The organism is Streptomyces sp. NPDC052109, from assembly GCF_040680195.1.
GTDB lineage: Bacteria > Actinomycetota > Actinomycetes > Streptomycetales > Streptomycetaceae > Streptomyces.
Genome location: NZ_JBFAWF010000044.1, coordinates 1 through 16,748 on the forward strand (window position 1 = coordinate 1; position 16,748 = coordinate 16,748).

At 72.6% G+C, this 16,748-nt stretch carries 17 protein-coding genes; 10 read left to right on the forward strand and 7 right to left on the reverse strand.

The window, feature by feature from the left end; translation table 11 throughout:
- A partial coding sequence (locus AB0L59_RS41260; RefSeq protein WP_365593097.1) for a maltotransferase domain-containing protein occupies positions 1-611 on the reverse strand: 611 nt, incomplete at its 3' end.
- Positions 612-719: 108 nt separating this feature from the next.
- Positions 720-1,019 carry a DUF5133 domain-containing protein gene (locus AB0L59_RS41265; RefSeq protein ID WP_365593099.1) on the reverse strand — a complete coding sequence of 100 codons (300 nt, stop codon included), beginning with the start codon at positions 1,017-1,019 and terminating at the stop codon, positions 720-722.
- 328 nt (positions 1,020-1,347) lie between these two features.
- Between AB0L59_RS41265 and AB0L59_RS41270 the strand changes: the two genes are divergently transcribed.
- The gene (locus tag AB0L59_RS41270) at positions 1,348-1,893 is read left to right on the forward strand and encodes a pep a2 (RefSeq protein WP_365593102.1); all 546 of its coding nucleotides are present in this window, start codon (positions 1,348-1,350) and stop codon (positions 1,891-1,893) included.
- Complete coding sequence (gene glgX / locus AB0L59_RS41275; RefSeq protein WP_365593104.1) at positions 1,890-4,034, forward strand: glycogen debranching protein GlgX; 2,145 nt, start codon at positions 1,890-1,892, stop codon at positions 4,032-4,034. The genes AB0L59_RS41270 and glgX overlap by 4 nt, the downstream gene beginning before the upstream one ends.
- Positions 4,035-4,510: 476 nt before the next feature.
- Here the strand turns inward: glgX and AB0L59_RS41280 are convergent, their stop codons facing one another.
- Entirely contained in the window at positions 4,511-5,320 is an 810-nt protein-coding gene (locus AB0L59_RS41280; RefSeq protein ID WP_365593106.1) for a VOC family protein, read from the reverse strand.
- Between the two features lie 128 nt (positions 5,321-5,448).
- On the opposite strand from AB0L59_RS41280, the gene AB0L59_RS41285 reads away from it, so the two are divergent.
- Positions 5,449-5,763, forward strand: coding sequence for an ANTAR domain-containing protein (locus AB0L59_RS41285; protein ID WP_365593109.1), 315 nt, complete (start codon positions 5,449-5,451; stop codon positions 5,761-5,763).
- A gap of 54 nt (positions 5,764-5,817) precedes the next feature.
- On the opposite strand, the gene AB0L59_RS41290 is transcribed toward AB0L59_RS41285, so the two are convergent.
- Positions 5,818-6,609: an RNA polymerase sigma factor SigF gene (locus AB0L59_RS41290; RefSeq protein ID WP_365593112.1), complete on the reverse strand. Its 792-nt coding sequence runs from the start codon at positions 6,607-6,609 to the stop codon at positions 5,818-5,820.
- Between the two features lie 248 nt (positions 6,610-6,857).
- Between AB0L59_RS41290 and AB0L59_RS41295 the strand changes: the two genes are divergently transcribed.
- The 4 genes from AB0L59_RS41295 to AB0L59_RS41310 all read left to right on the forward strand — a co-directional run bounded on the left by AB0L59_RS41295 (position 6,858) and on the right by AB0L59_RS41310 (position 10,181).
- Positions 6,858-7,343: a MarR family transcriptional regulator gene (locus tag AB0L59_RS41295; RefSeq protein ID WP_365593115.1), complete on the forward strand. Its 486-nt coding sequence runs from the start codon at positions 6,858-6,860 to the stop codon at positions 7,341-7,343.
- Between the two features lie 482 nt (positions 7,344-7,825).
- The gene (locus AB0L59_RS41300; protein WP_365593168.1) at positions 7,826-8,647 is read left to right on the forward strand and encodes an ATP-binding cassette domain-containing protein; all 822 of its coding nucleotides are present in this window, start codon (positions 7,826-7,828) and stop codon (positions 8,645-8,647) included.
- Positions 8,607-9,467 carry an ABC transporter permease gene (locus tag AB0L59_RS41305; RefSeq protein WP_365593117.1) on the forward strand — a complete coding sequence of 287 codons (861 nt, stop codon included), beginning with the start codon at positions 8,607-8,609 and terminating at the stop codon, positions 9,465-9,467. The genes AB0L59_RS41300 and AB0L59_RS41305 overlap by 41 nt, the downstream gene beginning before the upstream one ends.
- Positions 9,468-9,656: 189 nt before the next feature.
- Entirely contained in the window at positions 9,657-10,181 is a 525-nt protein-coding gene (locus AB0L59_RS41310) for a hypothetical protein (RefSeq protein WP_365593171.1), read from the forward strand.
- A gap of 70 nt (positions 10,182-10,251) precedes the next feature.
- On the opposite strand, the gene hemC is transcribed toward AB0L59_RS41310, so the two are convergent.
- Positions 10,252-11,187 carry a hydroxymethylbilane synthase gene (gene hemC / locus AB0L59_RS41315; protein WP_365593119.1) on the reverse strand — a complete coding sequence of 312 codons (936 nt, stop codon included), beginning with the start codon at positions 11,185-11,187 and terminating at the stop codon, positions 10,252-10,254.
- Positions 11,188-11,769: 582 nt separating this feature from the next.
- The gene (locus AB0L59_RS41320) at positions 11,770-12,747 is read right to left on the reverse strand and encodes an ATP-dependent DNA ligase (RefSeq protein WP_365593174.1); all 978 of its coding nucleotides are present in this window, start codon (positions 12,745-12,747) and stop codon (positions 11,770-11,772) included.
- A 566-nt stretch (positions 12,748-13,313) separates the two neighbouring features.
- Between AB0L59_RS41320 and AB0L59_RS41325 the strand changes: the two genes are divergently transcribed.
- Entirely contained in the window at positions 13,314-13,964 is a 651-nt protein-coding gene (locus tag AB0L59_RS41325; protein ID WP_365593120.1) for a TetR family transcriptional regulator, read from the forward strand.
- 210 nt (positions 13,965-14,174) lie between these two features.
- Here AB0L59_RS41325 and AB0L59_RS41330 read toward each other — a convergent pair whose 3' ends face one another.
- Positions 14,175-15,041: an EamA family transporter gene (locus AB0L59_RS41330; protein WP_365593176.1), complete on the reverse strand. Its 867-nt coding sequence runs from the start codon at positions 15,039-15,041 to the stop codon at positions 14,175-14,177.
- Between the two features lie 96 nt (positions 15,042-15,137).
- Here AB0L59_RS41330 and AB0L59_RS41335 point away from each other — a divergent pair, with 96 nt between their 5' ends.
- Together AB0L59_RS41335 and AB0L59_RS41340 are read left to right on the forward strand one after the other, a co-directional pair.
- Complete coding sequence (locus AB0L59_RS41335; protein WP_365593121.1) at positions 15,138-15,995, forward strand: LysR family transcriptional regulator; 858 nt, start codon at positions 15,138-15,140, stop codon at positions 15,993-15,995.
- 88 nt (positions 15,996-16,083) lie between these two features.
- The gene (locus tag AB0L59_RS41340; RefSeq protein ID WP_365593123.1) at positions 16,084-16,734 is read left to right on the forward strand and encodes a GntR family transcriptional regulator; all 651 of its coding nucleotides are present in this window, start codon (positions 16,084-16,086) and stop codon (positions 16,732-16,734) included.
- Positions 16,735-16,748 lie beyond the last annotated feature (14 nt).

Genomic DNA, 16,748 nt, shown 5'->3' on the forward strand with positions numbered 1-16,748 from the left:
TACCAGGAGCCGTACAGGGCGCGTTCGCGCTCCACCAGCAGCGGCATCGGGTCGGAGGCGGTGACCAGCTCCCGCAACGGATGGCGGGTCAGAAGCGCCTCCACCTCGGGTGACAGGGCCGCGTTCAGACGCTCGTGCACCGCGAGGGAGTCGTCGCCCAGGGCCCGTGCCGCGGCGAGGACGACGTTGCGTTCCGGGCCCTTCGGCACTCCGGCGGCCGCGCGCTCGTGGAGTTCTGCACCCTCCTCCAGCACCAGCCCGACGTCGATCCCGGCCGGCACCTTGACAGAGGCGGTGTGCCGCCAGGTCGCCAGCGGATGGCTCCAGGCCTCCACCCGGAAGGTCCAGCTGCCCGTCACATCCGGGGTGATGTCCGCGCCCCAGAGGTCGCTGGCCGGTGACAGCTCTCGCATCGGCGTCCACGGGCCACGACGGCCCTTCGGATCACGCAGGACCACATTGGCGCCCACGGCATCGTGCCCTTCGCGGAACACGGTGGCCGTCACCTGGAACGTTTCCCCGGCCACCGCTTTCGCCGGGCGCCTGCCGCACTCCACGGCCGGCCGGACGTCGCGTACCGGTACACGGCCGATGGCCGGGGTCCTGCGCATGTATCTCACCTCCGCCGTGCGCGAAGCCGGGCACCCGGCCCGGCTTCGCGATCCGAGAGGGGCCGACTCACGTCGGTCCCCAGGGGGAACGCCTTGTACGGTGCCAGGTCAGGGGCTTGGCGCCGTGGAACGCCGCTCCGGTGGCGGCGCTCTTCTGGCCGACCGGCGTTGCCGCGGTCGTCCGTCCTGCTCGCGCAGGTACGTGACCAGATTGGTGCGCAGATAGCGCTCGGCGGCGTCCGCGGCCTCGCGGGCGCAGCGTTTGCCCATCAGCACGCACAGCGTGTAGCCCGAGTCCTCGAAGGTGGCCCGGACCGTGCGGTCGTGGGGCGAGGCGAGCATCACGCGCTCCCACGCCCGGTAACGCCGCAACGCCCGGGCCACTTCGGCCTTGGCGGGTAGCAGCATTGCCCTCTTCACCTTCCACGCTCTCGACTGGGCGCGTTCCCGACGGTCGGGTGGTGTCCGCGCGCGGGAGTGCCCGGCACCGTTACGGCGATCGAGGCTTTCACTTATGGTGCACGGACGAGGACGCAGCGTCTTGTTGGATCTTCAACCAGGAGTGGGTGTCGCGCCCTCGTGTTGCACGAATGGCGTAGTGCCCTCACCGTGGAGGTGACTCAGAAGCGATCAGCGCTCACGCTATGTGTCCGGGACCTCTCCCGGACACAACCTCCGGGATCCCTCCCGGACGGGCGAGGGGAGCGAGAGCTTCGCCGGTGAGGAGCAAGCGACGATGAAGACCGCAGTGCCCTGCTACTACCACATCGACGTGGAAGTCAGCCCGGAACGGGTGGGACAGGTCAGCCGCATCCTGGCCGCCCACCTCCGCTACTGGGACCTCGAGAACCTCGCGGATCCCGTCTGCCGCGGCGCGGAACTGCTGCTGCGGGCGATCGACGAGCATGCGACGGACAAGCACACCTCCATCGAGATGTGGTGGAACGGCCAGCACCTCATCACCGCCTTCGGTGACGACGACCCGGACCTCCGCCCCGACCAGGACCTGCGGTCCTGCCTGGCGGACATCGCCGCGATGAGCGACGGTTGGGGCTGCTGCGCCTCCGACACCGGCAGCAAGATCATCTGGTTCTCGCAGCGCGCCCGGGCCGGCGAGCGCGTCCCGCTGGTGCCGACCGCTCCCGCGCCGACCCTGCGGCAGGGGCTGCAGGTGCCGCGTGAGGTGCCGGTGGCGGTGCTGGCCGCCCCCGCGGGTGCCGTGGACGACACGCTCGGCACGCGGGCCGACGTTCTGGACGACGCCCTGGAGGGCAGCCGGTGACCGCCCGCAGGAGACGGCAAGGGCTGCCCGTATGGAGCGGGCAGCCCTACCCGTTGGGGGCCGCGTTCGACGGACAGGGCACCAACTTCGCCCTGTTCAGCGAGGTGGCCGAGCGGGTCGAGCTGATCCTCGTCGACGACTCGGGCGAGGAGACCCCCGTCCGCATGCACGAGGTCGACGGATTCGTCTGGCACGCCTATCTGCCCGGCATCGCGCCGGGCAGGCGCTATGGCTACCGGGTGCACGGCCCCTGGCAGCCCTCGCTGGGGCACCGGTGCAATCCGGCCAAGCTGCTGCTCGACCCGTACGCCCGGGCCGTGGACGGGCAGATCGACAACCACGCCTCGCTGTACGAGCGCGCCCCCGACGGTCCCGGCAAGGCCGACAGCGCCGGGCACTCGATGCTGGGCGTGGTCACCGACCCGTACTTCGACTGGGGCGACGACCGCCCGCCGCGGACGCCGTACTCGGACTCGGTGATCTACGAGGCCCATGTACGGGGCCTGACCCGCACCCGTTCCGACGTCCCCGAGCGGCTGCGCGGCACCTACGCGGGCCTCGCGCACCCCGCCGTCATCGAGCACCTGACCTCGCTCGGGGTGACCGCGGTCGAGCTCATGCCGGTGCACCAGTTCGTGCAGGACGGGGTGCTCCAGGACCGGGGCCTGTCCAACTACTGGGGCTACAACACCATCGGCTTCTTCGCTCCGCACAACGCGTACGCCGCATTCGGCAGCCGGGGCCAGCAGGTCAACGAGTTCAAGGCGATGGTGAAGGCGCTGCACTCGGCCGGTCTCGAAGTGATCCTCGACGTGGTCTACAACCACACCGCCGAGGGCAACGAGATGGGCCCGACCCTGTCCTTCCGGGGCATCGACAACGCCTCCTACTACCGCCTGGTCGACGGCGACTGGGCGCACTACTACGACACCACCGGCACCGGCAACAGCCTGCTGATGCGGCACCCCTACGTGCTCCAGCTGATCATGGACTCGCTGCGGTACTGGGTCACCGAGATGCATGTCGACGGCTTCCGCTTCGACCTGGCGGCCACGCTGGCCCGGCAGTTCCACGAGGTGGACCGGCTCTCGGCGTTCTTCGACCTGATCCAGCAGGACCCGGTGATCAGTCGCGTCAAGCTCATCGCCGAGCCCTGGGACGTCGGCGAGGGCGGCTACCAGGTGGGCAACTTCCCGCCGCTGTGGTCGGAGTGGAACGGCAAGTACCGGGATGCCGTACGGGACTTCTGGCGGGCCGAGCCCGGTTCGCTCGGCGAGTTCGCCTCCCGGCTGACCGGCTCCTCCGACCTGTACCAGCACAGCAGGCGCCGGCCGCGCGCGAGCGTCAACTTCGTCACCGCGCACGACGGTTTCACGCTGCGCGACCTGGTGTCGTACAACGACAAGCACAACGAGGCCAACGGCGAGGACAACCGGGACGGCGAGAGCCACAACCGGTCCTGGAACTGCGGCGTGGAAGGCGAGACCCGCGAGCCCGCCGTCCTCGAACTGCGCGCCCGCCAGCAGCGCAACCTGCTGGCCACCCTGCTGTTGTCGCAGGGCATCCCGATGCTCTGCCACGGAGACGAACTCGGCCGCACGCAGAAGGGGAACAACAACGCCTACTGCCAGGACAACGAGATCTCCTGGGTCGACTGGGAGCTGACGCAGGAGCAGCAGTCCCTGGCGGAGTTCACCCGGCATCTCATCGCCCTGCGCGCCGCGCACCCCGTGCTGCGGCGCCGCCGTTTCTTCCGGGGCGAGACCGCGACCAACGCCACACAGCCGCTGCCCGACCTGATGTGGCTCAGGCCCGACGCCCGTGAGATGACCGACCGGGACTGGCAGCGCGAGGACGCGCACTCGGTGGGCGTCTTCCTCAACGGCGACGCCATCGCCGAACGCGACGCCTACGGGCGCCGGATGGTCGACGACTCCTTCCTGCTGCTCGTCAACGGCTACTGGGAACCGGTCGACTTCCGGCTGCCCGACGGCACGTTCGGCGAGCGCTGGACGACCCTGATCGACACCGCCGACCCCGACGGAATCCCCGACGAGCGCGAACGCAAGGCCGGCATGAGACTGCGCGTGGAGTCACGCAGCCTGATCCTGCTGTCGCGGCCGTCGCGTGCGGCGAGCTAGGTGATGCGTGTCGGGTGGTTTCGCGCCGCCCCGCCTCCGTCCTGGCCGGTCGCGCGGTAGCCTGCGGCCCTCGCGGGCGCGGTGTGCGGCGCCGGCCCGGTCGCGAGCCCGCAACTCCGTGCCCGCGGAGGCGAGGTGGTCGCGTGTCGTTCCGCAGGCACGCTCAGCCATCCGGACATCTGCTCGGCGGGCGCGGCCTTCGTAGAGGGGACGCGGCACGGCGGCCGCCGGGGGGTTCGGCTCGTCGCGCGGCCAGCGCTTGAGGGCGAACCCCGCGACTCGGCCCGCACGGCCCGCACGGCCCGCTACGTGTTCCGGACGTGGTGAGGGACGCGAAATCAGGACGCGGCAGCGGACGTTCCGCCGCCGCAGCGTCCGTGAGGGCGAGTGCCCGCCGCGTCGGTGCCGGTCGCCCCCGCGCGCCGCGTACACCGAGCGCCCCGGCCGCCCGGCGGGTGGCCCGGCCCCGTTGCGGCTCAGCGAGCGCGGCGTGACGTCACCGTGAACTGGGCCCCGTCCTGGTCCCGCAGGATCGCCTCGTCCTCGTTCTCGCTCAGCACGCTGCCGCCGTGTTTCTCCGCGGTACGGGCGCAGTCCATGACGTCGGCGACGGCGAAGTGGATCTGCCAGTGCGGCCGTACGGAGGGATCCGGGGCCGACTCCACCGCGCCCGAGTCGATCCGGGCCACGATGTCGCCCTGGCTGCGCAGTACCACCTCGCCGGCCTCGTACTCCACCTCGCAGCAGCCCGGCTTCCCGGACGCCCAGTCGAGGACCTCGCCGTAGAACATCGCGGAGTCGAAGGCGTCGCGGGTGTGCAGCCGCACGAAGGTCGGTGCCGCCCGCCGCCACGCCTCCCAGTTGGAGACCAGTTCCCCCTGCCAGATGCCGAAGGTGGCTCCGTCCCGGTCGGCGAGCAGCGCCGCTCGTCCGGGTGGGAAGGACAGGGGCCCCACGGCCGCCGTACCACCGCGCTCACGGGCCCGGGCCGCCGCCACGTCGGCGTCCGGAACGGCGAAGTACGGCGTCCAGGCCACCGCCATCTGCCACATGGCGGCGACGGCGGCGATCCCGGCCACCGGCACCCCGTCCGCCAACGCGATGCGGAAGTGCTCGCCGAGCTTGGCGCCGCGCCAGCGCCAGCCGAGGACGGCCGTGTAGAAGTCCTGGGTGGCCTCCAGGTCACGGCTGGTCAGGCTCACCCAGCACGGCGCGCCGAAGACGGAGTGCGTGGAGACGACGTCTCGCTTCGGCGGTCCACCGCTGACGGGGGCGTTGTCGGTCATGGCAGTCGCGTCCTGCTCTCGGGGCCGGGCGGCCACCGGTCTGGCACCAGTGTCCAACCGGAAGGGGGTGGGGTGCCTGTCGAGTACCCCCGGTGGCATCGGTACAGGCCACCGAGGACGATGGAGGCATGGGAGCGAGCGAGCCCGAGCGGATCACCGAGCTGGAGGCAGAGGTCCAGCAGCTCAAGGAGGCCGTGACCTCCCACGCGGTCGTCGACCAGGCCATCGGGATGATGGTGGCTCTGGGCAGGGTGCCCCCGGACGAGGGTTGGCAGGTGCTGAAGGACGTCTCCCAGCACACCAACATCAAGCTGCGCAACATCGCGGAGCTGATCCTCATCTGGGGCCGCCGCGGCGACATCCCGCCCGAGGTCCGCGCCGCGCTGGAGGACGCACTGGACCGCTACGGCCCCACCCAGGTGCCCGGGGCGGCGGAGGACTGAGTCCCCGGCGGGGGCTCCACGGGGGGGTGTCGGTGCCGGCGGGCCCGGCGAGGCTCAGCGGGCCTCGGCGAGCACCTCCTCGCGCAGGCGGTCGAAGCAGCTGCTGAGCAGACGGGAGACGTGCATCTGCGAGATGCCCAGCTGCTGGGCGATCCGGCTCTGGGTCATGCCGCGGAAGAACCGCAGGTAGAGAATGACCCGCTCGCGTTCGGGCAGCGCCTCGAGACACGGTTTGATCGCGGCCCGGTCGACCACGAGGTCGTATCCCGGGTCGGGGCCGCCGAGGGAGTCCCCGAGGGCGTAGCCGTCGGTCCCGGCCACCTCGGCGTCCAGGGACAGCGCGGAGAAGCACTCCAGCGCCTCCATGCCGGTGCGCACCTCTTCCTCGGTGAGCCGCGCGTGGGCGGCTATCTCCGCCACGGTGGGCGGGCGCCCCGAGGTGTTCTGGGCCAGTTCCTTCGTGGCGGCGCGCACCCGGTTGCGCAGGTCCTGCACCCGGCGCGGCACGTGCAGGGTCCACATGTGGTCGCGGAAGTGCCGCTTGATCTCGCCGGTGATGGTGGGCACGGCGTACGCCTCGAACGCGCGGCCGCGCTCGGGGTCGTAGTGGTCGACGGCCTTCACCAGGCCGAGGGCGGCCACCTGGTACAGATCCTCCAGGGACTCCCCGCGGCCGCGGAACCGCACGGCGATCCGCTCGGCCATGGGCAGCCACAGCTGGACCAGTTCGTCACGCAGCGCCTGCCGCTCGGGACCGTCGGGCAGTGTCGCGAGCCGCTGGAAGGACTCCGCCGTGTCGGGGGCGTCGTCGTGGGGATGTGATGTCGTGCTGCCGGTGACACGCATGGTGCGCACTTCTCTCAGCAGGTGCTGGATGAAACAGACACCGTGGGAGGGGCGCTCGGACGAAGGACCGTTCATCGGGGCGGCCGACCATGCCGTTCCCACGGATGTGCCTCCGGTCCGAAGCACTGGTCTCCCTTTTCCCACTCAAGGACATCTCAAAACAAACAAGGGCAAATCGCATGCGGCGGAGTCGCTCTTGACCGGCTCTTGGCGGGCATTACCTCTGTAGCAGAGATAATCTTTCAATCGTGGAAACCGACACGACCCTGCGGGTGGCAACGGGGCCCGAGACCTTCCCGGAGGAGCTGGCGGACGCGCTGGTACGGATCCAGCGCCTGATCCGGCGGCGGCTGCGCGGCGGGCTGAGCGGGCCGCGGTTGCGTGGCGCGGAGGTGGAGCTGCTGCGGCTGGTCGAGTCCCGGCCCGGCATCGGCATCTCGGACGCGGCCAGGGAGCTGCACCTGGCGGGCAACTCCGTGTCGACCCTGGTCAACCAGCTCGTCCGCGGTGGGCACCTGCTGCGCGAGACCGATCCAGCCGACCGGCGTGCCGCACGGCTGCAGCTGACCCCGGCCGCCGAGAAGCGGCTCGGCGACTGGCGGCGGCGCCGGGACGAACTGGTCGGCCGGCACGTGTCCCGGCTCGACGACGCCGACCGGGAAGCGCTGCGCGCGGCGCTCCCGGCCCTGCGCAAGCTGGCGGCCGGGCTGCACGAGGAGGCCGAGGAGGCATGACGCAGGCCGACGATCATGACGGAGGTCCAGCCACGATGACGAGGGACACCGCCGACACCCCGCACGGGCCGAGCGAGGCCACCGGCGCCCCGGGCCGGCCCACGGAGGCCGCCGACCCCGCTGCCACTTCCGGCGCGCCCGCCGAAGCCGCCGGCGCTTCCGCCACGGCCGTCGGCACCGCGGAGACGGCCGGCGCGCCTGGTACGTCAGCCGCGGAGGCGGGCGGTACCGAGACGGCCGGTGCGTCCGCGGAGCAGGTCGACGTGGCCGCCGCACCGGTCGACACCACCGCGCGTCCCGGCGCGCCCGCCCACACCACCGGCGCATCCACCCCGGCTCCCGGTACGTCCGCCGCAGAGGCGAGCGGCGTCGGGACGGCCGGAGCGCCCGCCGGAACCCCCGTCCCCTCGGTCACAGCTCCCGGCACCGGGGAAGCGGTCGGCTCGTCCGCCGGGGGCGGTGCCGAGGGCACCGCCGGCCCCGTGGCCGATGCCGTCAGCTGTGTCCGCCTCGCCTACGCCTTCGGGGACACCAACGCCGTCGACGGGCTCGATCTGACCGTCCGGGAGGGGGAGGTGTTCGGGCTGCTCGGGCCCAACGGCGCCGGGAAGACCACCGCCATCCGCTGCATCACCACGCTGCTGCCCGTCCCGGCCGGCATGGTCCGTGTCTTCGGGCACGACACCGCCAAGGAGCGGATGGCGGTACGCCGCCTGCTCGGCTACGTCCCGCAGCAGCTGTCCGCCGACAGCGGGCTCACCGGCCGTGAGAACGTCTCCCTGTTCGCCCGCGTCTTCGACGTGTCCCGCCGCGAACGCGCCGCACGGGTCGCCCAGGCCCTGGCCGCCGTCGGCCTCGCCGACGCCGCCGACCGGCTCGCGGGGACGTACTCCGGCGGCATGGTCCGCCGGCTGGAACTGGCCCAGGCCCTGGTCAGCGCGCCCCGGCTGCTGATCCTCGACGAGCCCACCATCGGGCTCGACCCGATCGCCCGCACCGGCGTCTGGGACCACATCAACGCCGTTCGCGCGGCCACCGGCATGACCGTCCTCGTCACCACCCACTACATGGACGAGGCCGACCAGTACTGCGACCGGGTCGGGCTGATGCACCGAGGCCGCGTCCGCGCCCTCGGCACCCCGGCCGAGCTGCGCCGTGGCCTCGCCGAACGCCAGGGCACCGACACCCTGCCCACGCTGGAGGACGTCTTCCGCGACGTCGCCGGCAGCGGCCTCGACGACCACTCCGGAGGAGGATTCCGCGATGTCCGCAGCACCCGCCGCACCGCCCGGCGCGTCGGCTGACCGCGCCCCTGGCGGCGGCACCGCCCTGTTGCTCAGCCCGCCCGTCCCGCGCGCCGGCTGGCGGCTGCTGCCCGCCCGCGTCGTCGCCATGTGCGCCGTCGAGCTGCAGAAGCTGCGGCACGACCGCACCGAGCTGTACACGCGCGCGGTCCAGCCCGCCCTCTGGCTGCTGATCTTCGGGCAGACCTTCACCCGGATCCGGGCGATTCCCACCGGCGGCATCCCGTACATCGACTACATGGCGCCCGGCATCATCGCCCAGTCGGCGATGTTCATCGCGATCTTCTACGGCATCCAGATCATCTGGGAGCGGGACGCGGGCATCCTGAACAAGCTCCTCGTCACCCCGACCCCGCGCTCGGCCCTGATCACCGGCAAGGCGTTCGCCGCCGGGGTTAAGTCGCTGGTCCAGGCGATCGTGGTGATCGTCATCGCCGCCGTGCTCGGCGTGGCCCTCACATGGAACCCGTTGAAGCTGCTCGGCGTGGCCCTCGCGGTGGTCCTCGCGTCCGTGTTCTTCTCCTGTCTGTCGATGACCATCGCGGGCATCGTCCTCAGCCGTGACCGGCTGATGGGCTTCGGGCAGGCGATCACCATGCCGCTGTTCTTCGGCTCCAACGCCCTCTACCCCGTCTCGGTGATGCCGGGCTGGCTCCAGGCCGTCAGCAAGGTCAATCCGCTGAGCTATCAAGTCGACGCCCTGCGGGGCCTGCTGCTGGGCACGCCCGCGCACGTCGGCACCGATTTCGCCGTCCTGGCGGTGGCTGCCGCGCTCGGCATCACCGCGGCTTCCTCACTGCTCGGCCGACTGGCCCGGTGATCTTGTCAAGGACGTGATGTGCGGCACGCGCGCGTGGCCCGCCCGTAGGCGCCCGAACGGATTGTGCCTGCGCAGCGCTTGATCACCGATCAAAGCGGGCGAACCCCCTGGCCACAGCGCATTCCGCTCATTTGACAGTGCGCTCAGCCCACAGATAGACAGCAGCTCTTGAAGTTCGAGAGGGGCACTGTGTACGAGCCGAACGTGGTCGGGGACTGGCACGAGTACGACGAGCATGCCGGTCTGCGGGTCCGCGTCCACCGCCTGGAGGCGGCCGAGCCGCCGCGCGGACGCGACGACGCCGCCGTCGGGCTGACGTACTTCAGTGTCCGGGTGACGGTCGAGAACCGCGGCGCGCGGCCGCTCGGCGTCCACGTGGAGGACGGTCAGATCGACGTCCGGGTGGGCCCCGACGGTGAGGGCGCGTTCATCGACTGGCGCAACTCCCAGTTCATCGAGGGCTTCGACGTCTACCCGCTGCGTCGGGCCACCGCCGTGGTCTACGCCGCCGCCCCCGAGGCCGCCCTGACCCACGTGGACGTGCAGGTGCAGCTGCGGGTGGACGAGGAGTGGACCGACCGCCGGCTGTGGACGGGCGGCGTCGGCGTCCTGGAGACGACCCATGCGGCCACGCCCGCGGCGGCCGGGCAGGGCAGCCTGGCCCACCAGGTGAGCGCCTTCCTGAAGGACCAGACGGAGCCCGGTTCCGCCTGACGCGGCTCGCGGCGGGAGCCCGGCGTGAGACGGCAGCGCGCCCTACGGGCCGCGCCGGGCCGCCGGCGGCTCAGTGCGGAATGCCGTCGATGATCTCCCGCGCCCCCTGCCGCAGCAGTGCCACCGCGACCGAGGTGCCCAAGGTCGCCGGATCCAGCCGGCCGGCCCACTCGTGGGCGTTCAGCCGGGTCTTGCCGTCCGGAGTGAACACACAGGCCCGCAGGGACAGTTCTCCGCCGTGGTCCACGCGCGCGTAGCCGGCGATGGGGCTGTTGCAGTGGCCCTGCAGCACGTGCAGGAACATCCGCTCGGCCGTCGCCTCGCGATAGGTGCCCGCGTCGCCGAGCCCGCTGACGGCATCGATGAGATCGGTGTCGTCCTCGCGGCACTGCAGAGCGAGGATGCCCGCGCCGATCGGCGGCATCATCGTCTCCGTCGACAGCACCTCGCTGATCACGTCCGTCCGGCCGATCCGCTCCAGACCGGACACCGCCAGCAGCAGGGCGTCGGCGTCCCCGGCGGCCAGCTTCTCCAAGCGGCGGTTGGCGTTGCCGCGGAACGGCACGCATTCCAGATGCGGGTGCGTGGCCGCCAGTTGGGCCATCCGGCGCACCGAGGAGGTGCCGATCCGGGTGCCGGCCGGCAGTTCGTCCAGGGTCAGGCCGTCCGGGTGGATCAGCGCGTCCCGGATGTCGTCCCGCTTCAGGAACGCGGCGAAGACCGTGCCGGCGGGCAGCGGCCGGTCGGCGGGCACGTCCTTGACGCAGTGCACCGCGAGATCGGCCTCCCCGGCGAGCAGTGCCGCGTCGACCTCCTTGGTGAACGCACCCTTGCCCTCGACCTTGGACAGATCACCGAGCCACTTGTCGCCGGTGGTCTTCACCGGCACCACCTCGGTGCGCACACCCGGGTGCAGTACGGCCAACTCGGTTCGGACCCGCTCCACTTGGGCCAGGGCCATGGGGGAGTCGCGGGAGACGATTCGGATCAATTCCGGGACGGACATGGGGGACACGATAGACCCTCGGGCTCGAGGCCCGGTCCTGGCCCACCCCGCTGCGCCGCCCGGCCGGGACGGGGCGGCGCCTGCGCGCCGTCCGTGTCGACGGCGTCGATGGGGGTGTCACCGAGGACGCTGAGCGAGTCGCTGGTGGCGGTCCTGGCGGCGACGCGGAAGTCCGTGCGCCACGGCGAGCGGGATCCCCGGCCCGGGGACGGAAGCTCCGGTACAGCGGGGAACGGTCTGCCGCCCCGCGTTCCGCCTGCCGCTGCCCCGCCCGCACCCGTACGCCCGCCCGGCCGGACAGCACACCGTCGCCCAGCCACGAGCCGGGCCGGACGACCCCGGTGATCCGGATCGGTGCGGCGGCCGGGAGCGCGGCCGGCAGACCGGCCGGTGCCGCGAGCCGGGTCCGGCAGGCCGTTCCGCCCGCGCGGTCCCGGCTCGACGACGCCGCCGTACGCGGCCGGGCCCGTGTGGTGGAGGAGCGGTGTGCAACTCCCGGACGCCGACGGGTTTCTGACTGCGGCTTCCACGGCGGGGCCGAGGCCCACGGTGCGGACCGCGCCGGTGTCGGGGCGCCTCTCCTCAGCCGAAGCCCTCCGGCAGGTCCGCCGCGGATTCCTCCGGGGTGAGGTCCGGGCGGAGCCGCAGCCAGGACGGCTGGCGCAGGAGACCGGCCCGGGTACGGGTGCTGTAGCTGACCTCTCCGACCAGCAGCGGCAGCACCCAGTGGGCCCCCGGGACGCGGGGCACCGGGTCGAAGGGGCACCGCTCGCTCGCCGTGTCCCGCAGCAGCGCGGCGAGCTCGGTCCGCTCGGCCTCGCTCCAGCCGGTGCCCACCCCGCCGACGTACCGCAGCCGCCCGGCGGCCCGCTGGCCGACCAGGACCGCCCCGGGCAGCCCGCTCAGCCGCCCCTTGCCGGGCAGCCAGCCGCCGACGACCACATCCTCGGCCCGCATGTTCCGGATCTTGATCCAGGCACGGGAGCGGACCCCGGGCTCGTACGGCGAGTCCACCCGTTTGCACACCAGCCCCTCCAGGCCGTGCTCCCTGGTCGCCGCGAGTGCCTCGGCGCCGTGCCCGACGACAGCCGCGGGCGTCGACCAGTACGCTCCGGCCAGGCCCAGCTCCGTGAGGCGCTCCCGGCGCCGCAGGTACGGCAGCCGCAGCAGCGGCTCCACGAGATACGGCACGTCGAACAGAACCAGGTGCACCGGCACCTGGGCGGCCCGGCGTGCCGCCCGCGCGGGAGCGTGCGCGAGGCCCATCCGGCTCTGGAGCAGTTGGAAGTCGGCCCGTCCCAGTTCGTCCAGGGCCAGCACCTCGCCGTCCAGGACGGCGGGCGTGGTGCCGAGCGCGTCGCCGAGCGGGCGGAGTTCGGGGTAGGCCGCGGTGATGTCCTCACCGGAGCGGGCGCGGAGCAGCAGGCTGCCGTCACCGGGGAGATAGACCGTCACCCGCTGGCCGTCCTGCTTGGTCTCGTACGCCCACCGCTCGTCCTGGACTGGGGGCGGCAGTGTGCCGGGGGTGGCGAGCATCGGCGGGATCAGCGGGAGGGTCACGGCGGTCACGGCTGAAGGTGTCGACCGCGAGCGCCGGGCTCACGCGCCTTTCGGTGCCGGTTCCCCTGAACGGCCCGCCGTGGCGTCCGGAGCGTACTGCTGGACTGAGAGCACCAGTTGAGGCGGGCCGACCGGGAGCGGGCCGCGGTGGGTACGGCCCGCTCCGGCCGCGCGTCCGAACCGGTGCGCTCAGTTGGTCCGCTCCTGTTCCGGGGCGGAAGCGGTGCGGTCGGCCCGCTCGTCAGCCCACCGGCTCCGCCGACGGCTCGGCCGGGACCGTTGCCTGCTCCGCGTCGGCCGGGCGGGGCGGGGGGAGGAAAGAGGCGAGGCCGAAGGCCAGGAGCGCTGGGAGCGGACAACGGCCGGCGAGACCGGCCCGCTTTAAGTCAAGTGGTTGACTTACTCTAGCGAGCCGAAAAGGCCCGGAGGGCGGGGCCTGCCCCAGGTGGGGCGCGTGCCCACCGTAGGCTTCTTCGGCTGGACCTCGCCGCTTCGGTCGAGGACCCGGGGCGGCGCGCGGGACTGACCGCCCCGGGGCGGCGCACAGTCCCGGAGCGGTGGTGAGCATGGCGCGCAGGACGGCGCGGGCCGAGCAGGTGAGCGCGACGCGGGAGGCGATCCTGGCCGCGGCGGAACGGCTGTTCGCCGAACACGGCGTGTACGCCGTCTCCAACCGCCAGGTCAGCGAGGCCGCCGGCCAGGGCAACAACGCGGCGGTCGGCTACCACTTCGGCACCAAGGCAGACCTGGTCCGCGCGGTGGTCCGCCGGCACGCCGAACGCATCGAGACGCTCAGGGAGCGGGCCCTCGCCGCGGCCGCCGGCTCCGACGACGTGCGCGACTGGGTGGACTGCCTGGTGCGTCCGGTGACCGAGCACCTGGCCGGGCTCGGCAACCCCACGTGGTACGCCCGGTTCTGCGCCCAGCTCATGACCGACCCGGCGCTGCACCAGATCATGGTCGAGGAGTCCATGACCTCGCCGGCGCTGCGGCAGGCGATCGACGGCCTGAACCGCACCCTCCCGGAGCTGCCGCCCGAGGTCCGCGCCGAACGCGGCCAAATGGTCCGCCTGTTGATCCTGCACGCCTGCGCCGAGCGCGAAAGGGCCCTCGCCGAGGGCACCCGGACACCGCGGGCCACCTGGGCGGAGGCGGCCACCGGGCTCGCGGACGCGATCCTGGGCCTGTGGCTGGCCCCGGTCGCCCGGCGACGCTGACCGCACGGGCGGCCCCCTGGGAACGCGGGACCGGGTCTCGTACGCGGCTCCGGCTCCGCTGGGGGCAGCCGCCCACGAACCCACCGCCACCTCCGAACGGGAACCGCAAAGTGAGTTCGGGAGCGGCCGACGGTGGTCCACCGGCCGGCCCTCCGCGGCTGGTCGCGCCGTTCCGCTCGCCCCTCCGGACCCCTCGCCCCTTCGGACGCCTCAGCCGCGGGTCGTCGCGATGCTCAGCGCGTTGGCGGCGACCACCGCCCCGATGCCCGTCCACTCCGGCAGGCCCAGGCCCTGGCCGAGGACCACCCAGCCGACCAGCGCCGCCAGGACGGGGTTGATGCTCATGAAGAGGCCGAAGGTCTGCGCGGGGACATGGCGGAGCGTCAGGAGGTCGGCCAGATAGGGCACGGTGGAGGAGAGGACGCCGGTTGCCGCGGCGCACAGGAGGGCAGCGGGGGTCGGCGGGTGGTGCAGGGCGATCACCAGGCCGACGGGGACGTAGGTCAGGGCGGACACCACCGAGGCGGCCGCCGCGCCCTGCGCGCCCGGGATCCGCTGCCCGACCAGGCGGTTGAGCAGGATGTACGACGCCCAGCAGCAGGCGGCGAGGAGGCCGAGAGCCATCCCGGCGTAGTCGGCGGACGGCCGTGGACGCATCAGGACGACGACTCCCGCCGCGGCCAGCACCGCGCATCCGGCGTCCAGCCGGCGCCGCGCCGCGGCCAGCGCGATCGACAGCGGTCCGAGGAACTCCAGCGTCACGGCGAGCCCCAGGCCGATCCGGTCGACGGCGGTGTACAGGCTCAGGTTCATCGTGCCGAGGACCCCGGCGAGCAGCAGCACCGGCCACCACTGTGGCCAGGTGAAGTCGCGCAGCCGCGGTCGGGCCACGGCCATCAGGAGGAGCGCGGCGACGTACTGGCGGACCGCCACCACCCCGAGGGGCCCGAGCACGGGGAAGGCGAGCGCGCCGACGGCCGCGCCGCTCTGGTTGGACAGTCCGCTGCCCAGCATGGTGGCAACGCCGGCCGGCCGCCGGCGCTTCGGCGGGAAGGCCGCGGTCCGGGGGATCGCCATGGCCCGGCGTGCAGGAGCTCGTCGCATGGGTGCGAGCGTCCGCCCGGCTCCCGCTTGCGCAAAATGCATGCTGATGACGATCCATACGATGAGCGTATGGACGACATCGAACTCCGGCAGCTGCGCTGCCTCGTCGCCATCGTCGACGAGGGCACCTTCACCGACGCGGCGATCGCCCTGGGGGTGTCCCAGGCGGCCGTGTCCCGCACCCTGGCCGGGCTCGAACGCTCCCTCGGCGTACGGCTGTTGAGGCGCACCTCGCGTGAGGTGACCCCGACCGCGACCGGGCTGCGGGTGGTGGCGCAGGCCCGGCGGGTGCTGGCCGACGTCGCGGACCTGGTCCAGGAGGCCACCTCGGGGCACGCCCGGCTCCGGATCGGCTACGCGTGGTCGGCGGTCGGCCGCCACACCGTCCCCTTCCAGCGCCGCTGGACCACCGCCCACCCCGGGATCGACCTGCATCTCGTCCGGGTCAACACGGCCTCCGCCGGCCTCGGTGAAGGCGCCTGTGACCTCGCGGTGGTGCGCCGGCCGCTGGAGGACCGGCGGTTCGACACGGCCATCGTGGGCCTGGAGCGGCGCCTGTGTGCGCTGGCCGCCGACGATCCGCTGGCGCGCCGCCGGTCCGTCCGGCTCGCCGATCTCACCGACCGGATCCTCTGGGTCGACCGGCGCACCGGCACCACCACTCCCGAGCTGTGGCCGCCGGACTCCCGTCCGGCCGTGCGGGAGACGCACGACGTCGACGACTGGCTCACCGTCATCGCCGCGGGTCGCGGCATCGGAGTCACCGCCGAGTCGACGGCGAACCAGTATCCAAGGCCCGGCATCGTCTACCGGCCGGTGCGCGATGCGGAACCCGTCGCCGTACGGCTCGCCTGGTGGCGCGACGACCCGCCGTCGGCCCTCCAGGCGGTCCTGGAACTGCTCAGCGAGCTGTACCGCACCGGCTGAGCAGCCCCGGCAATAACGCGGACAAAATTGTTGACAATGTTGTCTGGCTAGATTTAGCTTCGATAGGCACTCATTCAGGGAGGGCACGATGCCGAAGGAAGCCCGTCCGACCACCGGAGAGCAGGCCAAACAGCATGCCCTCGGGCAGCTGCGGCAGGCGATCCTGCAGGGCGAGATGGCGCCGGCTCAGCGGCTGGTGGAGAACGAACTCGCCGAGCAGTTCGGTGTGACGCGGGCCAGCATCCGTGCGGCGTTGATCGATCTGGAGGCGCAGGGACTGGTCGAGAGGATCCGCAACCGCGGTTCGCGGGTGCGGGTGGTGACCGTGCAGGAAGCGGTCGCGATCACGGAGTGCCGCATGGTCCTGGAGGGACTGTGTGCGGCCAAGGCCGCCGTCGCCGCCGGCGACGAGCAGCTGACCGAGCTGGCCGACCTCGGCGAGGCGATGCGCAAGGCCGTCGCCGAGGGCGAGCCGGTGACGTACTCCGACCTCAACCACCGGCTCCACGACCGGATCCGGGAGATCTCCGGACAGCAGACCGCGGTCGAGCTGCTGGAGCGGCTGAACGCCCAACTGGTCCGCCACCGCTTCCAGCTGGCGCTCCGGCCGGGGCGTCCCCAGCAATCCCTGAACGAGCACCTGGCGATGATCGACGCGATCAGGGCCAGGGACCCGCAGGCGGCCGAAGCGGCCGTCCGCGCCCACCTCGCCGGCGTGATCGAGGCGCTCCAGGACTGAGTACACGGGACACG